This window comes from Leifsonia naganoensis (assembly GCF_013410615.1).
In the GTDB taxonomy this organism is placed as follows: Bacteria; Actinomycetota; Actinomycetes; order Actinomycetales; family Microbacteriaceae; genus Leifsonia; species Leifsonia aquatica.
Window position 1 is genome coordinate 4,016,969 of sequence record NZ_JACCHJ010000001.1, and the last position, 15,303, is coordinate 4,032,271.

General features: G+C 70.6%; 12 protein-coding genes. 6 read left to right on the forward strand and 6 right to left on the reverse strand.

Going from position 1 to position 15,303, the window contains the following annotated elements:
• Positions 1–8 precede the first annotated feature (8 nt).
• Positions 9–2,567 (reverse strand): Rne/Rng family ribonuclease, encoded by a 2,559-nt coding sequence (locus HNR14_RS19295; RefSeq protein WP_179702264.1) that lies wholly within the window; start codon positions 2,565–2,567, stop codon positions 9–11.
• Between the two features lie 302 nt (positions 2,568–2,869).
• Between HNR14_RS19295 and HNR14_RS19300 the strand changes: the two genes are divergently transcribed.
• Complete coding sequence (locus HNR14_RS19300; protein ID WP_081703950.1) at positions 2,870–3,487, forward strand: vitamin K epoxide reductase family protein; 618 nt, start codon at positions 2,870–2,872, stop codon at positions 3,485–3,487.
• Positions 3,488–3,560: 73 nt separating this feature from the next.
• Here HNR14_RS19300 and ndk read toward each other — a convergent pair whose 3' ends face one another.
• The 5 genes from ndk to HNR14_RS19325 all read right to left on the reverse strand — a co-directional run bounded on the left by ndk (position 3,561) and on the right by HNR14_RS19325 (position 9,955).
• The gene (gene ndk, locus HNR14_RS19305) at positions 3,561–3,983 is read right to left on the reverse strand and encodes a nucleoside-diphosphate kinase (protein ID WP_021765697.1); all 423 of its coding nucleotides are present in this window, start codon (positions 3,981–3,983) and stop codon (positions 3,561–3,563) included.
• On the reverse strand, positions 3,980–4,408 hold the full coding sequence (locus HNR14_RS19310; protein ID WP_179702265.1) for a DUF4233 domain-containing protein: 429 nt from the start codon (positions 4,406–4,408) through the stop codon (positions 3,980–3,982). The genes ndk and HNR14_RS19310 overlap by 4 nt, the downstream gene beginning before the upstream one ends.
• Entirely contained in the window at positions 4,405–5,781 is a 1,377-nt protein-coding gene (locus tag HNR14_RS19315) for a bifunctional folylpolyglutamate synthase/dihydrofolate synthase (RefSeq protein WP_343064542.1), read from the reverse strand. Before HNR14_RS19315 ends, HNR14_RS19310 begins: the two co-directional genes overlap by 4 nt.
• The gene (gene ileS, locus HNR14_RS19320) at positions 5,778–9,116 is read right to left on the reverse strand and encodes an isoleucine--tRNA ligase (protein WP_179702266.1); all 3,339 of its coding nucleotides are present in this window, start codon (positions 9,114–9,116) and stop codon (positions 5,778–5,780) included. The genes HNR14_RS19315 and ileS overlap by 4 nt, the downstream gene beginning before the upstream one ends.
• Positions 9,117–9,340: 224 nt before the next feature.
• The gene (locus HNR14_RS19325; protein WP_179702267.1) at positions 9,341–9,955 is read right to left on the reverse strand and encodes an acyl-CoA-like ligand-binding transcription factor; all 615 of its coding nucleotides are present in this window, start codon (positions 9,953–9,955) and stop codon (positions 9,341–9,343) included.
• 65 nt (positions 9,956–10,020) lie between these two features.
• On the opposite strand from HNR14_RS19325, the gene HNR14_RS19330 reads away from it, so the two are divergent.
• The 5 genes from HNR14_RS19330 to HNR14_RS19350 all read left to right on the forward strand — a co-directional run bounded on the left by HNR14_RS19330 (position 10,021) and on the right by HNR14_RS19350 (position 15,280).
• Positions 10,021–11,343, forward strand: a complete 1,323-nt coding sequence (locus HNR14_RS19330) for an MFS transporter (RefSeq protein ID WP_021762187.1) — start codon at positions 10,021–10,023, stop codon at positions 11,341–11,343.
• A gap of 90 nt (positions 11,344–11,433) precedes the next feature.
• Complete coding sequence (gene valS / locus HNR14_RS19335) at positions 11,434–14,043, forward strand: valine--tRNA ligase (RefSeq protein ID WP_179702268.1); 2,610 nt, start codon at positions 11,434–11,436, stop codon at positions 14,041–14,043.
• Positions 14,040–14,486, forward strand: coding sequence for a GNAT family N-acetyltransferase (locus HNR14_RS19340; protein ID WP_179702269.1), 447 nt, complete (start codon positions 14,040–14,042; stop codon positions 14,484–14,486). The genes valS and HNR14_RS19340 overlap by 4 nt, the downstream gene beginning before the upstream one ends.
• Positions 14,487–14,558: 72 nt before the next feature.
• The gene (locus tag HNR14_RS19345; protein ID WP_021762182.1) at positions 14,559–15,014 is read left to right on the forward strand and encodes a GNAT family N-acetyltransferase; all 456 of its coding nucleotides are present in this window, start codon (positions 14,559–14,561) and stop codon (positions 15,012–15,014) included.
• Positions 15,014–15,280 (forward strand): hypothetical protein, encoded by a 267-nt coding sequence (locus tag HNR14_RS19350; RefSeq protein WP_179702270.1) that lies wholly within the window; start codon positions 15,014–15,016, stop codon positions 15,278–15,280. The genes HNR14_RS19345 and HNR14_RS19350 overlap by 1 nt, the downstream gene beginning before the upstream one ends.
• Positions 15,281–15,303: the final 23 nt, after the last annotated feature.

Sequence of the window (15,303 nt, forward strand, 5' to 3'; positions counted from 1 at the left end):
GGGAGGGGCTACTCCGTCTTCGGGGCGATCTCGCCGCCCGCGATGACCGCGGTGCTGGCGCGACGGCTGCGGCTGCGGCCCTGGCCCGGCTCCTTCGGCTGCGGGAGCGAGTCGAGCACCGAGCCGAGCAGCTGCTCGGTCTCCTCGGCGGAGGGGCGCACGGCCGGCTCGGCCGGTTCGTGCGGCTCCGGCAGGTCGAGCAGCGGCAGGAGGGCGGACGCGTCGTCCACGGTCCCGTCCGCGGCGGCCTCGGCCGGCTCGACGGTCTCGACGGTGACGGTCTCGACGATCTCCTCGGCGACAGCGACCTCGTCGCGTGCGGCGTCCTCGGTCGCCGGCGCTGCAGCGTTCGTGCTCTCCGCGGCGCTCTCCTGCTCGGCCGACGTGGCGCCCTTGGCCTTGCGGCGGCGCTTCTTCGGCGCCGGAGCCGACTCGGGAGCCGCGGGTGCGGCCTCCCCGTCCTGCGGGTGCGGGTGGATGGTCGACGCGGCGATCTGCGCGAGCGCGTTCTTCGCGTCGTCGGTGATGGCGTGGGTGCCGCCGTTGCCGGTGTGCGACGGAGCGCTCGCGGGCGCGGAGGCGGAGGATCCGCCGCCGTTGCCGCCACGGCCGCGGCGACGCTCGCCGGACGGGGCCTGCTGCTGCGGCTGACGGTGCTTCACGACCGGGTCGTGGTGCACGACGACGCCGCGGCCGGCGCAGACCTCGCACGCCTCGCTGAAGGTCTCCAGGAGGCCGAGGCCGAGCTTCTTGCGGGTCATCTGCACGAGCCCGAGCGAGGTGACCTCGGCGACCTGGTGCTTCGTCCGGTCGCGGCTCAGGCACTCGATCAGGCGGCGCAGCACGAGGTCGCGGTTCGTCTCGAGCACCATGTCGATGAAGTCGACGACGATGATGCCGCCGATGTCGCGCAGCCGCAGCTGACGGACGATCTCCTCGGCGGCCTCGAGGTTGTTCTTGGTGACCGTCTCCTCCAGGTTGCCGCCGGAGCCGACGAACTTCCCGGTGTTGACGTCCACGACCGTCATCGCCTCGGTGCGGTCGATGACGAGCGAACCGCCCGACGGCAGCCAGACTTTGCGCTCCAGCGCCTTCTCGATCTGCTCCGTGATGCGGTGCTCGTCGAACGCGTCGCGCTCGCCCGTGTACGCCTCGACGCGATCGAGGAGGTCCGGGGCGACCTGACGCAGGTAGTTCTCGATCGTCTGGCGCGCCTCGTCGCCGGCGATGACGAGCTTCTGGAAGTCCTCGTTGAACACGTCGCGGATGATCTTGATGAGGAGGTCCGGCTCGCTGTGCAGGAGCGCGGGCGCCTGCTGCTTCTCGACCTGCTTGCTGATGTCGGCCCACTGCGCGGTGAGACGGTTGACGTCGAGCGTCAGCTGCTCCTCCGTGGCGCCCTCGGCGGCGGTGCGCACGATGACGCCCGCGCTCTCGGGGAGCACCTCCTTGAGGATCTTCTTCAGCCGGGCGCGCTCGGTGTCCGGGAGCTTGCGGCTGATGCCGTTCATGGAGCCGTTCGGCACGTACACGAGGTAACGGCCGGGCAGGGAGATCTGGCTCGTGAGACGGGCGCCCTTGTGGCCGACCGGGTCCTTGGTGACCTGGACGAGCACGCGGTCGCCCGGCTTCAGGGCGAGCTCGATGCGACGCGGCTGGTTGCCGGTCTCGACCGCATCCCAGTCGACCTCGCCGGAGTACAGCACGGCGTTGCGGCCGCGGCCGATGTCGACGAATGCGGCCTCCATGCTCGGGAGCACGTTCTGCACGCGGCCGAGGTAGACGTTGCCGATGAGGGACGCCTCCTGCGAGCGTGCGACGTAGTGCTCCACGAGCACCTTGTCCTCGAGCACGCCGATCTGGATGCGGCCGCTCTTCTCGCGGACGATCATCTGGCGGTCGACCGACTCGCGGCGGGCGAGGAACTCGGCCTCGGTGATGACGGGACGGCGACGGCCGGCGTCGCGGCCGTCGCGGCGGCGCTGCTTCTTCGCCTCGAGACGGGTGGAGCCCTTGACCTTCTGGGGCTCGGTGATGAGCTCCGGCTCGCGCGGCGTGCGCACCTTGACCACGGTGTTCGCGGGGTCGTTGGAGCCCTCGCGGCTGCTCTCGCCCGCACGGCGGCGGGCGCGGCGACGGACGCCGCCGGTCGGCTCCTCGTCCTCGTCGCCGGGGAGCGGCGGGAGGGGGACGATGTCCGGCGCCTGGAAGAGCAGGGTCGTCGGCGGGAGGCCGGGCACGCCCGCGAGGGGCGCCTCGGTCTCCGCGAGCGGCTCCGGGAGGGCCGGCGGCTCGTGCGCGCCGCGCTCGGCGACGGCGACGACCGTCGTGGCCGCCTCCTGCACCGTCTCGGCGGCCGGGGACTCGGCCGCGACGGCCTGTCCCGCACCGTCGGCGGTGTCGCCGGTGGGCGCCTGCGCCTCGGGAGCCGCCGTGGCGCCCGCCTGCTGGACCGGAGAGTCGGTGGTGCGCTTCACCGCGCGTCGCGCTCCGAAGAGCCCTTTGCGCTTGCGCCCTCCCGTCTCCGTGTCGTTGCCATTGCTGTCGATATTCTCGTTTTCCACCATCGCTGGTGCACTCCTCGACCGGCTGCGGTTCCCCGCTCACCGGGTACTTTCCGTCGGAGCCGACTCAGGCCGGCCCCGTAATCCTTGCTCGGACACGGCCGGCTCGTGGCGCGGCGCGCATCCGGCTCTGTCTTCGCCGGCCTTCGCGGCCGACCCTCACCGGGCGCCGGGGGCGCCCTCAAGCCTTCATTCGTCCGTCTCCGGCAGGGCCGGATCGACGTCCAGAGACGATTATCGCATGATGAGCGATCGGATGCCGGTGCTCCCAGGACCGCCCGCGTGGCGCATGCCATAATCCGAGGGTGTCTGAACCTGCCGTCGCGGTGCCGTACCGCCGCCCGACCGTCCTGGCGATCTTCCTGATCGTCGCCGGTGTCATCGGCCTCTGGGCCGCGTTCATGCTGACGGTGGACAAGTTCCACCTGCTCGAGAACCCCGACGCTCAGCTCTCCTGCAACTTCAGCGTCCTGGTGGGCTGCTCGAAGAACCTGAACTCGTGGCAGGGATCGCTGCTCGGGTTCCCGAATCCGGTCCTCGGCCTGGGCGGCTGGACCGCGACCATCGCGGTCGGCGTCGGCCTGTTCGCCGTGCGCGGTCGGTTCGCCCGCTGGTACTGGATCGCGTTCAACGTCGGCGTCGCGCTCGCCCTCGCGCTGGTGATCTTCCTGATCACCCAGTCGCTCACCGTGCTGAACGTGCTGTGCCCGTGGTGCATGGTGACGTGGGTCGTGACCATCCCGACGTTCCTCGCCGTCACCCTCTACAACCTCAAGGAGGGCCACATCCCGCTGCCGGAGCGCGCCCGCCGGTTCTTCGGCGCGGCCTACGGCTGGGTGCCGCTCATCACCATCGTCTGCTACGCGATCGTGGCGATCCTGGCGCAGATCCAGCTGGACTGGATCCACCGGGCGTTCGTCTGATCGACGTCGTCCATCGACGAGAAGAGGGCCCGTGGCGATCGCCACGGGCCCTCTTCTCGTCTGCGGGTACGGCTCAGTCGAACCAGAGCGCGAGCTCGCGCTGCGCCGACTCGGGCGAGTCGGAGCCGTGCACGAGGTTCTGCTGCACCTTGAGGCCCCAGTCGCGGGCGAGGTCGCCGCGGATGGTGCCGGGCGCGGCCGTGGTCGGGTCGGTGGTGCCGGCGAGCGAGCGGAAGCCCTCGATCACGCGGTTGCCCGCGACGCGCAGCGCCACGATCGGGCCCGACTCCATGAACTCGACGAGCGGCTCGTAGAACGGCTTGCCCTCGTGCTCGGCGTAATGCTTGGCCAGCAGATCGCGGTCGGCCTGCAGCATCCGGATGTCGACGAGCGAGTAACCCTTCGCCTCGATGCGGCGCACGATCTCGCCCGTCAGGCTGCGGGCGACTCCGTCCGGCTTGACGAGGACGAGGGTCTCTTCGACGGCGGTGGTCATGGGTTCTCCGTTCCGTTGTGGGCCGCGGCGGCCCGTTGGTTGCGGTCGATGCGGGCGGCGGCGATCATGCAGTAGGTCCACATGGCCGTGAAGATCGCCCCGACGATGAAGAAGGCGGGCACCAGGAAGCCGGCGGCCACGACCGTCAGCTGCACGATCCAGCCGAGGACGACGCCGACCGGCCAGCGGAGCGTGCCGACGGCGAGGATCATGAGCACGATGACGGCCGCTCCCCCGCCGAGCGCGATCGCCGGCGGCAGCGCGCCGAGCCCGAAGAGCACGAGGGCGCCGAGGAAGACGATCACGAGCTCGAAGGCGAGGAGGATCGAGCCGAGACTCTCGCGCAGGCTCCGCTGGCGACGTGCGCGCGGCGCGGAGGCCGGCGGCTCGTCGGGCGCGTCGGGCGTGTCGGGGGCGTCGCTCACGCGCCGGACCCCTTCCACTCCTGCTCCTCGGCGTACGCCATCGCGGCGCCGACGAGCACGATGGAGCCGGTGACGACGACCGCGCGACGGCCGGCCTCCCCCGCCCACTCGCGCGCCGACTCCAGGGCATCGAGGGCGTCGCTGTACACGATCGTCGCCTCGTCGCCGACCTCGTCGCGCACGATGTCGCCGAGCTCCTCGGCGTCAAGTGCGCGCTCACTGGCGGGCTGCGTGACGAAGAACTGCGTGGCCACCGGCGCGAGGGCGCGCACGACACCGCGCGTGTCCTTGTCGGCGAGGGCGCCGAGCACGAAGGTGAGCTCGTCGAAGTCGAAGTAGCGGCGCAGGGCGTCGGCGAGCGTCGCGGCACCGGCCGGGTTGTGCGCGGCGTCGACGAGGATGGTCGGCTCGATCCCGATCAGCTGCAGACGGCCGGGCGACGTGGCGGTGGCGAAGCCCTCCTCCACGAGGTCGGCGTTCAGCGGCTGCGAACCGCGACCGAGGAACGTCTCGACCGCAGCGACCGCCACGGCGGCGTTCTGGGCCTGGTGGTCGCCGTAGAGCGGCAGGAAGACGTCCTCGTAGGTCGCCGCGCGGCCGCGGACGGTCACGAGCTGGCCACCGACGGCGACCTTCGTCTCGGCGACGTCGAAGTCGCGCGGCTGCAGGGCCAGGCTCGACTCGGTGAGCGCCGCGGCCTCCCGCAGCACGTCGAGCGCCTCCGGGACCTGCGCCGAGGTCACGACGTCGGCGGACGGCTTGATGATGCCGGACTTGGTCCGCGCGATCTCCTCGACCGTGTCGCCGAGCGCCTTCGTGTGGTCGAGCGAGATCGGCGTGAACACGGCCACCTGGCCGTCGCCGACGTTCGTCGAGTCCCACTCGCCGCCCATGCCGACCTCGATCACGGCGACGTCGACGGGCGAGTCGGCGAAGACCGCGTAGGCCAGCGCCGTCAGCGCCTCGAAGAAGGTGAGCGCTGGCTTGCCGGCCTCTTCCAGCTCGGCGTCCACGATCTCCAGGTAGGGGCGCACGTCGTCCCAGTTGCGGACGAGCTCCTCGTCCGAGATCGGGTGCCCGTCGATCACGATGCGCTCGTTGAACCGCACGAGGTGCGGGCTGGTCAGCAGGCCCGTGCGCAACCCGTAGGCGCGCAGCAGGCTCTCGATGATGCGGCTCGTCGACGTCTTGCCGTTCGTGCCCGTGATGTGCACGATCGGGTACGCGCGCTGCGGGTCGCCCAGCAGCTCGACGGCGCGGCGCGTCGCATCGAGGCGGCGCTCGGGAGCGCCCTCGCCGACGCGGGCGAGGAGCGCCTGGTAGACGGCCTCCGCCTGGTCGCGCCAGTCGTCTTCGGGAATGGCATCGCTCACGACTCCTCCATCTTGGTCACGCCGACGGTGAACCCGCCCGCGTTCGCGAACTGGCCGGCCGTGAAGGCCTTCTTGTATCCGGATGCGGCCGCGCCGACGACCAGCTCGAGCGCGAGGGTCTCGGTGGCGATGTCGACGTCCGCGGCGAGGTCGAGCGCGCGGGCGTCGTCCTCGTGCTCGAAGGTCAGGGCGAGGCGGATGCGGTCGCTCACGTCGAGCCCGGCCGCCTTGCGGGTGTCCTGCACGGCGCGGATGACGTCGCGCGCCAGGCCCTCGGCCTCCAGCTCCGGCGTGGTGCGGGTGTCGAGCAGCACGAAGCCGCCGCCGGCCAGCAGCGCGAGCGCGCTGGACGACTCGTCATCGGCCTGCGCGGTCTCGAGCACCAGCTCGTACTCGCCCTCGACCAGGTCGATGCCGCCGACGGTCACGACGCCGTCGTGCTCGCTCCAGTCGCCGGCGCGGGCCGCGCCGATGACCTGCTGCACCTGCTTGCCGAGGCGCGGGCCCGCGGCACGCGCGTTCACGGTCAGCTTGCTGGTGATGCCGTAGGCGGACGCGCTGTCGTCGTGCAGCTCGACGAACTCCACGGACTTCACGTTGAGCTCGTCGCGCAGGATCGCCTCGAACGGCCGCAGCGCGTCCGCGTTCTCGGCGACGACCGTGAGCGCCGCCAGCGGCAGCCGCACGCGCAGCCCTGCCTGCTTGCGCAGCGAGAGCGTGGTCGAGCTGATCGCGCGGATGCGGTCCATCGCGTCGACGAGCGCGTCGTCGGCGGGGAACTCGGCGGCCTCCGGCCAATCGGTCAGGTGGACGCTGCGGCCGCCGGTCAGACCCTTCCAGATCTGCTCGGTGACCAGCGGCAGGAGCGGCGCAGCGACGCGGGTGAGCGTCTCGAGCACGGTGTACAGGGTGTCGAACGCCTCGCTGCCGCTGCCGTCCTCCGCCACGCCCGTCCAGAACCGGTCGCGCGACCGGCGCACGTACCAGTTGGTGAGCACGTCGGCGAAGTCGCGCAGCTTGGCGGCCGCCAGCGTCGAGTCGAGGCCCTCCAGGTCGTCCGTCACGGCCTCCACCAGGTCGCGGGTCTTCGCGAGCAGGTAGCGGTCGAGCACGTCCGTGGAGGCCGTGGAGCGCTTCGCCTCGTAGCCCGTGGCGTTGGCGTAGAGCGAGAAGAAGTACCACGTGCTCCACAGCGGCAGCAGCACCTGGCGGACGCCCTCGCGGATACCCTCCTCGGTGACGACCAGGTTGCCGCCGCGCAGCACCGGGCTCGCCATGAGGAACCACCGCATCGCGTCGGAGCCGTCGCGGTCGAAGACCTCGTTGACGTCCGGGTAGTTGCGCAGCGACTTCGACATCTTCTGCCCGTCGCTGCCCAGCACGATGCCGTGGCTGATCACGTTCGAGAAGGCCTGCCGGTCGAACAGGGCGGTCGACAGCGTGTGCAGCAGGTAGAACCAGCCGCGCGTCTGGCCGATGTACTCGACGATGAAGTCCGCCGGGCTGTGAGTGTCGAACCAGTCCTGGTTCTCGAACGGGTAGTGCACCTGGGCGAACGGCATCGACCCCGAGTCGAACCAGACATCGAGCACGTCCGGGATGCGGCGCATGGTCGAGCGCCCGGTCGGGTCGTCCGGGTTCGGGCGGGTGAGGTCGTCGATGAAGGGGCGGTGCAGGTCGGGCTCCCCCGCCGCGTTCTGTGGCAGCCGGCCGAAGTCGCGCTCCAGCTCCTCCAGGGAGCCGTACACGTCGGTGCGCGGGTACGCCGGGTCGTCGCTCTTCCACACCGGGATCGGCGAGCCGAAGTACCGGTTGCGGGAGATCGACCAGTCGCGGGCGCCCGCGACCCACTTGCCGAACTGGCCGTCCTTGACGTTCTCGGGCACCCAGTTGATCTGCTGGTTGAGCTCGCCCATCCGGTCCCGGAACTCCGTGACGCGGACGAACCAGCTGGAGACCGCCTTGTAGATCAGCGGGTTGCGGCAGCGCCAGCAGTGCGGGTACGAGTGCTCGTAGCTCGCCTGGCGGAGCAGGCGGCCCTGGTCCTTCAGCAGCTTCGTCAGGGGCTTGTTGGCGTCGAACACCTGCAGCCCGGCGACGTCGCTGACGGCGGGCAGGAAGCGCGCGCCGTCGTCGACGGAGATGATCATCGGGATGCCGGCGGCCTCGGTGACGCGCTGGTCGTCCTCACCGTAGGCGGGCGCCTGGTGCACGATGCCGGTGCCGTCCTCGGTGGTGACGTAGTCGTCGACGAGGATGCGCCACGCGTTCTGCGTCCCGTAGGTCTCGGCGTCCGCGTAATAGTCCCAGAGGCGGTCGTAGTGCACGTCCTCCAGCTCGCTGCCGAGGACGGTGCGCGAGACGGCGGCCTGCGCGTCCGCGGCGGACTCGTAGCCGAGGTCCTTCGCGTAGTTGCCCAGCAGGTCGACGGCGATGAGGTACTCGCCGCTCAGCACGTCGTCCTCGGAGCCGCCGTGCGTGTCCGCGGCGCCGTTCGGGCCGGCGGGCACGACCGCGTAGGTGATCGCGGGTCCGACGGCGAGGGCGAGGTTGGTCGGGAGGGTCCAGGGCGTGGTCGTCCAGGCGAGGGCGCGCACGCCGGTCAGCCCGAGCGCCTCGGCCTTCGACCCGACCAGCGGGAAGGTGACCGTGACCGTCTGGTCCTGACGCATCTTGTAGACGTCGTCGTCCATGCGCAGCTCGTGGTTCGACAGCGGCGTCTGGTCGCGCCAGCAGTACGGCAGCACGCGGTAGCCCTCGTAGGCGAGGCCCTTCTCGTGCAGCTGCTTGAACGCCCAGATCACCGACTCCATGTAGGTGACGTCGAGCGTCTTGTAGTCGTTGTCGAAGTCGATCCAGCGCGCCTGGCGGGTGACGTACTCCTGCCACTCCGCCGTGTAGCGCAGCACCGAGTCCTTGGCCGCCTGGTTGAAGGCGGCGATGCCCATCTCCTCGATCTGGCTCTTGTCGGTCAGGCCCAGCTGCCGCTCCGCCTCGAGCTCGGCCGGGAGGCCGTGGGTGTCCCAGCCGAAGCGGCGGTGCACCTGCTTGCCGCGCATGGTCTGGAAGCGCGGGAAGACGTCCTTGGCGTACCCGGTCAGCAGGTGGCCGTAGTGCGGGAGGCCGTTGGCGAACGGCGGCCCGTCGTAGAACACCCACTCGGGCGCGCCCTCGCGGTTCGCGACGGAGGCGCGGAAGGTGTCGTCCTTCTTCCAGAACGCGAGGATGCCGGTCTCGATCTCGGGGAAGACCGGGCTGGCGGCCACCTCGGCGCGGCTCTGGGTCTCCGAGCGCTCCGGCTCGGCTGCGTCCGGTGCGGACTTGGGGTACGGCATCTCACTCCTGGCAGGTTCGCTGGTCTGCACGAGGACGCCGGACGCTCGCGCGCCCGTCGCGGTACCACCCCGCTTGCCCCATCCACCGGCGTCGCCGGATGCGGCCTCTCCTTCTTCGGCTGTGACGGGCCGGCCCCGTTCGGTTCTACTGCGCGCCGCCGGAGCGACGCGGTTCTTCCGAAGACTCGCCGGTGATGGCCGGGTCATAGTCGTTGCCGTCGATTCTACCCGGTTACGAGAGCACTCGCGTAGCCCCGGCAGACCGGCGCGACGGCGGCTCGCACGAGCGGCGCGAGCGGGCCGCGGCGGACGCCGGCACGCGCCCACACGGTGGCGGCTGCGACGGCGGCGCCGACGACGGCGGTGGCCGCCGAGCGAGGCACGAGGGCGTCCGGGTCCTCGCCGATACGGGTGCCGATGGCCGCCGCCACCACGCGCACCAGCTCGAGGAAGCGCGGGAGCCCGGACGCCTGCAGCTCCGCGTCCGTGCCCATCAGCTCCACCTGGGTGACGGCGAGCGGCAGGCGGTCCGGCCCGAACCCCTCGGCGAGGCGCACGACGGCGTCGAGCACGGCATCCATCGGAGCAAGGGAGGCGTCCGCTACCGTCAGCGCTGCGGCGAACCGGTCGAGCGACTCGTCGACCTCCAGCCAGAGCAGATCGCTCTTGGCCGGGAAGTAGTTGAAGAAGGTGGCGCGACTCACGCCCGCGCGCCGCGCGATGTCGTCGATGGTGGTGCGGGCGTAGGTCTGCTCGAGGAAGAGCTCGCCCGCGGCCTCCGCCAGCATCCGCCGCGACGAGGCACGGGGGCGGCCGGAGCCGGAATGCGGTGACGTCATCGGGTGTTCCTCTCGAATGCCTATTATTGGACCCGGTCCACATATTAACGAATCGAAGGACACCCGTGACTACCACCCCCACCGCCGTGCGCAGCGAGACCGACCGCCCCGGCATCACGCCCGGCACCGCGCGTCGCGTCACGATCGCCTCGTTCGTCGGCACCTCGCTCGAGTCGTACGACTTCTACCTGTTCGCGTACTTCAGCGCGTTCTTCGTGGGCCCCCTGTTCTTCGAGCCGCTCGGCCCGTTCGGCGGCGTCCTCGCCGGGTTCCTCACCATCGCGGCCGGATTCGTCATCCGTCCGATCGGCGCGATCGTCTTCGGCCACCTGGGCGACCGCATCGGCCGGCGACCCACGCTGCTCATCACGATCGCCATGATGGGCGTCGGCACCGGCCTCGTGGGCGTGCTGCCCACCTACGCGCAGGCCGGCTGGTTCGGTGCCATCGCCCTGGTCGTCCTGCGCCTGGTGCAGGGGCTGTCGCTCGGCGGCGAGTGGGGCGGCTCCATCCTGCTCGCGACCGAGTACGCGAACCCGAAGCGCCGCGGCTTCTACGCCGCGCTCCCCCAGCTCGGCTCGCCGGTCGGCTCCATCCTGAGCGCCGTCGTCTTCATCGCGATGACCGCACTCATCCCCGCCGACCAGATCGCGGCCTGGGGATGGCGCCTGCCGTTCCTGACGGCCATCCCGCTGCTGCTCGTCTCGCTCTACCTGCGCTGGTCGATCGACGAGACCCCGGTCTTCAAGCAGCTGCTCGAGACCGGCACGCGCGACCGCTTCCCCGTGCTCGACGTGTTCCGCAAGGCGCCCTCCGGCTTCGTCATCGCCATCGGCGCGGCGGTGCTCGGCATCGGCTCCTACTCCCTGATGAACACCTACATGGTCGACTACGGCACCGCCACGCTGCACTTCAGCTTCCAGGACCTCCTGGTCGCCACGACCATCGGCGGCCTCCTGCAACTGGTCACCATCCCGCTCTTCGGGGTCTGGGCGACGCGGATCGGCTCGGCGCGCGTCGTGATGATCGGCGCGATCGGGACGCTGATCATCGCCTTCCCGATGTACTTCCTGCTGCAGTACGCGACCTTCCCGATCCTCGTCGGCAGCATGATCATCGGCGGGATCCTGCCGACGCTCTCGTGGGCGGGCCTCGGCGGCCTGATGTCCGACCTGTTCCCGAGCGCGGTGCGCTACAGCGGCCTGTCGGTCGCCTACAGCCTCGCCGCCCTGCTCACCGCGTTCGTGCCGGCCCTCACCCTCCTGCTCGGCGGGGCGACCGGCAACGCCTGGTGGCACCCGGGCGTCGTGCTCGCCCTGATGAGCGCGATCACCCTCGTCGCCGCTCTCGTCGCCGCCCGGCGGAAGCCCATCGTCGACGAGGTCTGAGCGCCCCGCTGCGGTCCTCCGGTACGCTTGTACGGTCGCACACTCAGGCACCCCGATGACACGGTGCCGCACATATCGAACCGGAGGACCATGAGCGCCGCGAACCCCGTGCCCGAGAAGCCCGCCCTCGAAGGGCTGGAAGCGAAGTGGGGCGACCGCTGGCAGCAGCAGGGCACCTTCCGCTTCGACCGCGACGCCGCGCTGGCCGCCGGGCGGGAGTGCGTCTACTCGATCGACACACCGCCGCCGACCGCCTCCGGGTCGCTGCACATCGGGCACGTCTTCAGCTACACGCACACCGACGTCGTCGCGCGCTACCACCGCATGCGCGGCGAGCACGTGTTCTACCCGATGGGCTGGGACGACAACGGCCTGCCCACCGAGCGCCGCGTCCAGAACTACTACGGTGTGCGCTGCGACCCGACCCTCCCCTACGAGGCGGACTTCGTCCCGCCGTTCGAGGGCGGCGACAACAAGAGCAGCAAGGCGGCCGACCAGAAGCCGATCTCGCGCCGCAACTTCATCGAGCTGTGCGAGCGGCTCACCGTCGAGGACGAGAAGCAGTTCGAGGCCCTCTGGCGCTCGCTCGGCCTCTCCGTCGACTGGTCCCAGACCTACCGCACCATCGGGCACGAGTCCCTGCGCACGTCGCAGCTCGCGTTCCTCCGCAACATCCAGCGCGGGGAGGCCTACCAGGCCCTGGCGCCGACCCTCTGGGACATCACCTTCCGCACCGCCGTCGCCCAGGCCGAGCTCGAGGACCGCGAGCAGCCGAGCGCCTACCACCGCGTCGCGTTCCACGGCGCCGACGGCCCCGTCTACATCGAGACCACGCGCCCGGAACTCCTCCCGGCGTGCGTCGCCCTCGTGGCCCACCCCGACGACGAGCGCTACCAGCCGCTGTTCGGCACCACGGTCCGCACGCCGGTCTTCGGCGTCGAGGTCCCAGTGGTCGCGCACCACCTCGCGCAGCCCGACAAGGGTAGCGGCATCGCAATGATCTGCACCTTCGGCGACATCACCGACGTCACCTGGTGGCGCGAGCTCGACCTGCCGAACCGCGCGATCATCGGCTTCGACGGCCGCATCGTCAGCGAGCCGCCCGCGGCCATCGAGAGCGCCGAGGGCAAGGCCGCGTATGCCGAGCTCGCCGGCAAGACCACGTTCTCGGCCAAGCAGGCCGTGGTGGAGCTGCTGCGCGCCTCCGGCGACCTGATCGGCGACCCGAAGCCCATCCAGCACCCGGTCAAGTTCTTCGAGAAGGGCGACAAGCCGCTCGAGATCGTCTCCACCCGCCAGTGGTACGTCAAGAACGGCGCCCGTGACGAGCAGCTGCGCCAGCGGCTGATCGAGCTGGGCCAGGAGATCGACTGGCACCCCGACTTCATGCGCGTGCGCTATGAGAACTGGGTCAACGGCCTCACGGGCGACTGGCTCATCTCGCGCCAGCGCTTCTTCGGCGTGCCGATCCCCGTCTGGTACCCGCTCGACGCCGACGGAAACCCGGTGCACGACCAGCCCATCCTGCCGACCGAGGAGCAGCTCCCGGTCGACCCCTCGTCCGACCCGGCCCCCGGCTACGACGAGGCGCAGCGCGGCCAGGCCGGCGGCTTCGTCGGCGAGCTCGACGTGATGGACACCTGGATGACCTCCTCCCTCACCCCGCAGCTCGCGGGCGGTTGGGAGCGCGACGGCGACCTGTTCGACGCGGTCTACCCGTTCGACCTGCGCCCCCAGGGCCAGGACATCATCCGCACGTGGCTCTTCTCGACCCTCCTGCGCTCGCAGCTCGAGAACGACGTGGTGCCGTGGCGCAACGCCGCCATCTCCGGCTTCATCGTCGACCCCGACCGCAAGAAGATGTCGAAGTCGAAGGGCAACGTCGTCACCCCCGCCGACATCCTGGAGCGCCACGGCTCCGACGCCGTGCGCTACTGGGCGGCCTCCTCGCGCCTCGGCACCGACGCGGCGTTCGACCCGCAGAACCCGACGCAGATCAAGATCGGCCGCCGTCTGGCCATCAAGCTGCTCAACGCGGCAAAGTTCATCCTCGGCTTCGAGGCCCCCGCCTCCCTCGACCTCGGGCAGGTCACCAGCCCGCTCGACGTCGGGATGCTGCAGAACCTCTCCGACGTGATCGGCGACGCGACCGCGGCCCTCGACGCATACGACCACGCCCGCGCCCTCGAGATCGTCGAGACGTTCTTCTGGACGTTCTGCGACGACTATCTCGAGCTGGTCAAAGAGCGTGCGTACGGCGAGGCGAACGCCGAGCAGGTCTCGGCCGTCGTCGCCCTCCGCGTGGCCCTCTCGGCCTTCCTGCGCCTGCTCGCCCCCGTGCTGCCGTTCGCGGCGGAGGAGGCGTGGAGCTGGTCCGCCGAGGGCTCGGTGCACGTCGCACCGTGGCCGACGGCCGACGAGGTCGCCCCGCAGACCGCCGACCAGCGTGCCGTGCTCGCCATCGTCGGACGCGCCCTGACGGGCATCCGCGGCGCCAAGACGGCCGCGAAGGCCTCCCAGCGCACCGCGGTGGATTCGGCCGTGATCGCCGGCCCCGCGGCCGAGATCGCCGCGATCGAGTCCGCCGCCGGCGACCTGCGGTCCGTCGGCAGAATCGCCGAACTGCGTTTCGCAGCCGCCGATGAGCTGGCTGTGACCGATATTCTGCTTTCTCAGGCCCCGAGCGAGGAGAAACGATGACGGCGACCGTCCGCAAGGTGGAGGACAACGAGTTCTTCACCTGGCTCGACCTCTACGCGGGCTACGGGGAGTTCTACGAGAACCCCGTGACCGACGAGAAGGCGCTCCTGGTGTGGAGCTGGATCACCGACTCCGGCAACGAGCTGGAGGCGTACTTCGCGATCGACGACGAGGGCAACCCGGTGGGCGTCGCGCACGTCCGCGAGTTCGTCCGGCCGCTCGACGGGAGCAAGGGCCTGTACCTCGACGACCTGTTCGTCTCGCCGGATGCCCGCGGAGAGGGAGCGGGCAGGCAGTTGCTCGAGTTCCTCCGCGATTCGGCCCGCGATCGGGGCCTCTCGGTGGTGCGCTGGATCACCGCGAAGGACAATGAGACCGCGCGTCGTCTGTACGACGCCGTGGCGCAGAAGACCAAGTGGGTGACCTACGATCTCGTCCCCTGATCAGGATCGGGATATGGTCGGAACACGCAGACGGCTCGCGAGGCCGTGCGGGGAAGGCGAAGGGAGTAACCCATGACGATCGAGGTCCGACCGGTCAGGGACGGAGATTTCTTTGCCTGGCTTGAGCTGTATTCGAAGTACGCGGAGTTCTACGAGACCGAGCTGACCGACCAGAGGGCGCTCGTGCTCTGGTCGTGGCTCACGGCTCCCGAGCACGAGGAGCAGGGCTTCGTCGCCGTCGACGGCGACCGCATCGTGGGCTTGGCGCACGTGCGGGAATTCGCGCGGCCGCTGGAAGGCGACCGCGGACTCTTCCTCGACGACCTGTTCGTCCTGGAGAGCGAGCGCGGTTCGGGCATCGGCCGCACGCTGATCGATCACGTGCGTTCGCTGGCCGTGGAACGCCGGCTCGGCGTGGTCCAGTGGATCACCGCGCAGGACAACACGAACGCCCAGCGCGTCTACGACGCCGTCGCCTCCCGCACCTCGTGGGTGACGTACGAGATCGATCTGGCCGGTCAGAGCTGATGCAGCTCGGTACCCGGTGGGCGGTCGGAGCGACCCCGCCCGAGAAGCTGCCCGAGGTCGTCACCTATGCGGTGTCGACCGTCGAGGAGGAGCTCGTGGCCACGGATGTGGCGACCGACGGCTGGCGCTGGACGCTCACCTGGCTGGAGGGCCGCCCGGTCGTCGAGCTGGATGACGGCACCGTCGTGCGGTACAACCCGCAGGAGGACTCCGCCACCATCACGCAGCCGGTCGAGCAGCAGGCCACCGACTACGACGAGGTCTGACGCGACCTCCGCCTCCCTCGTCG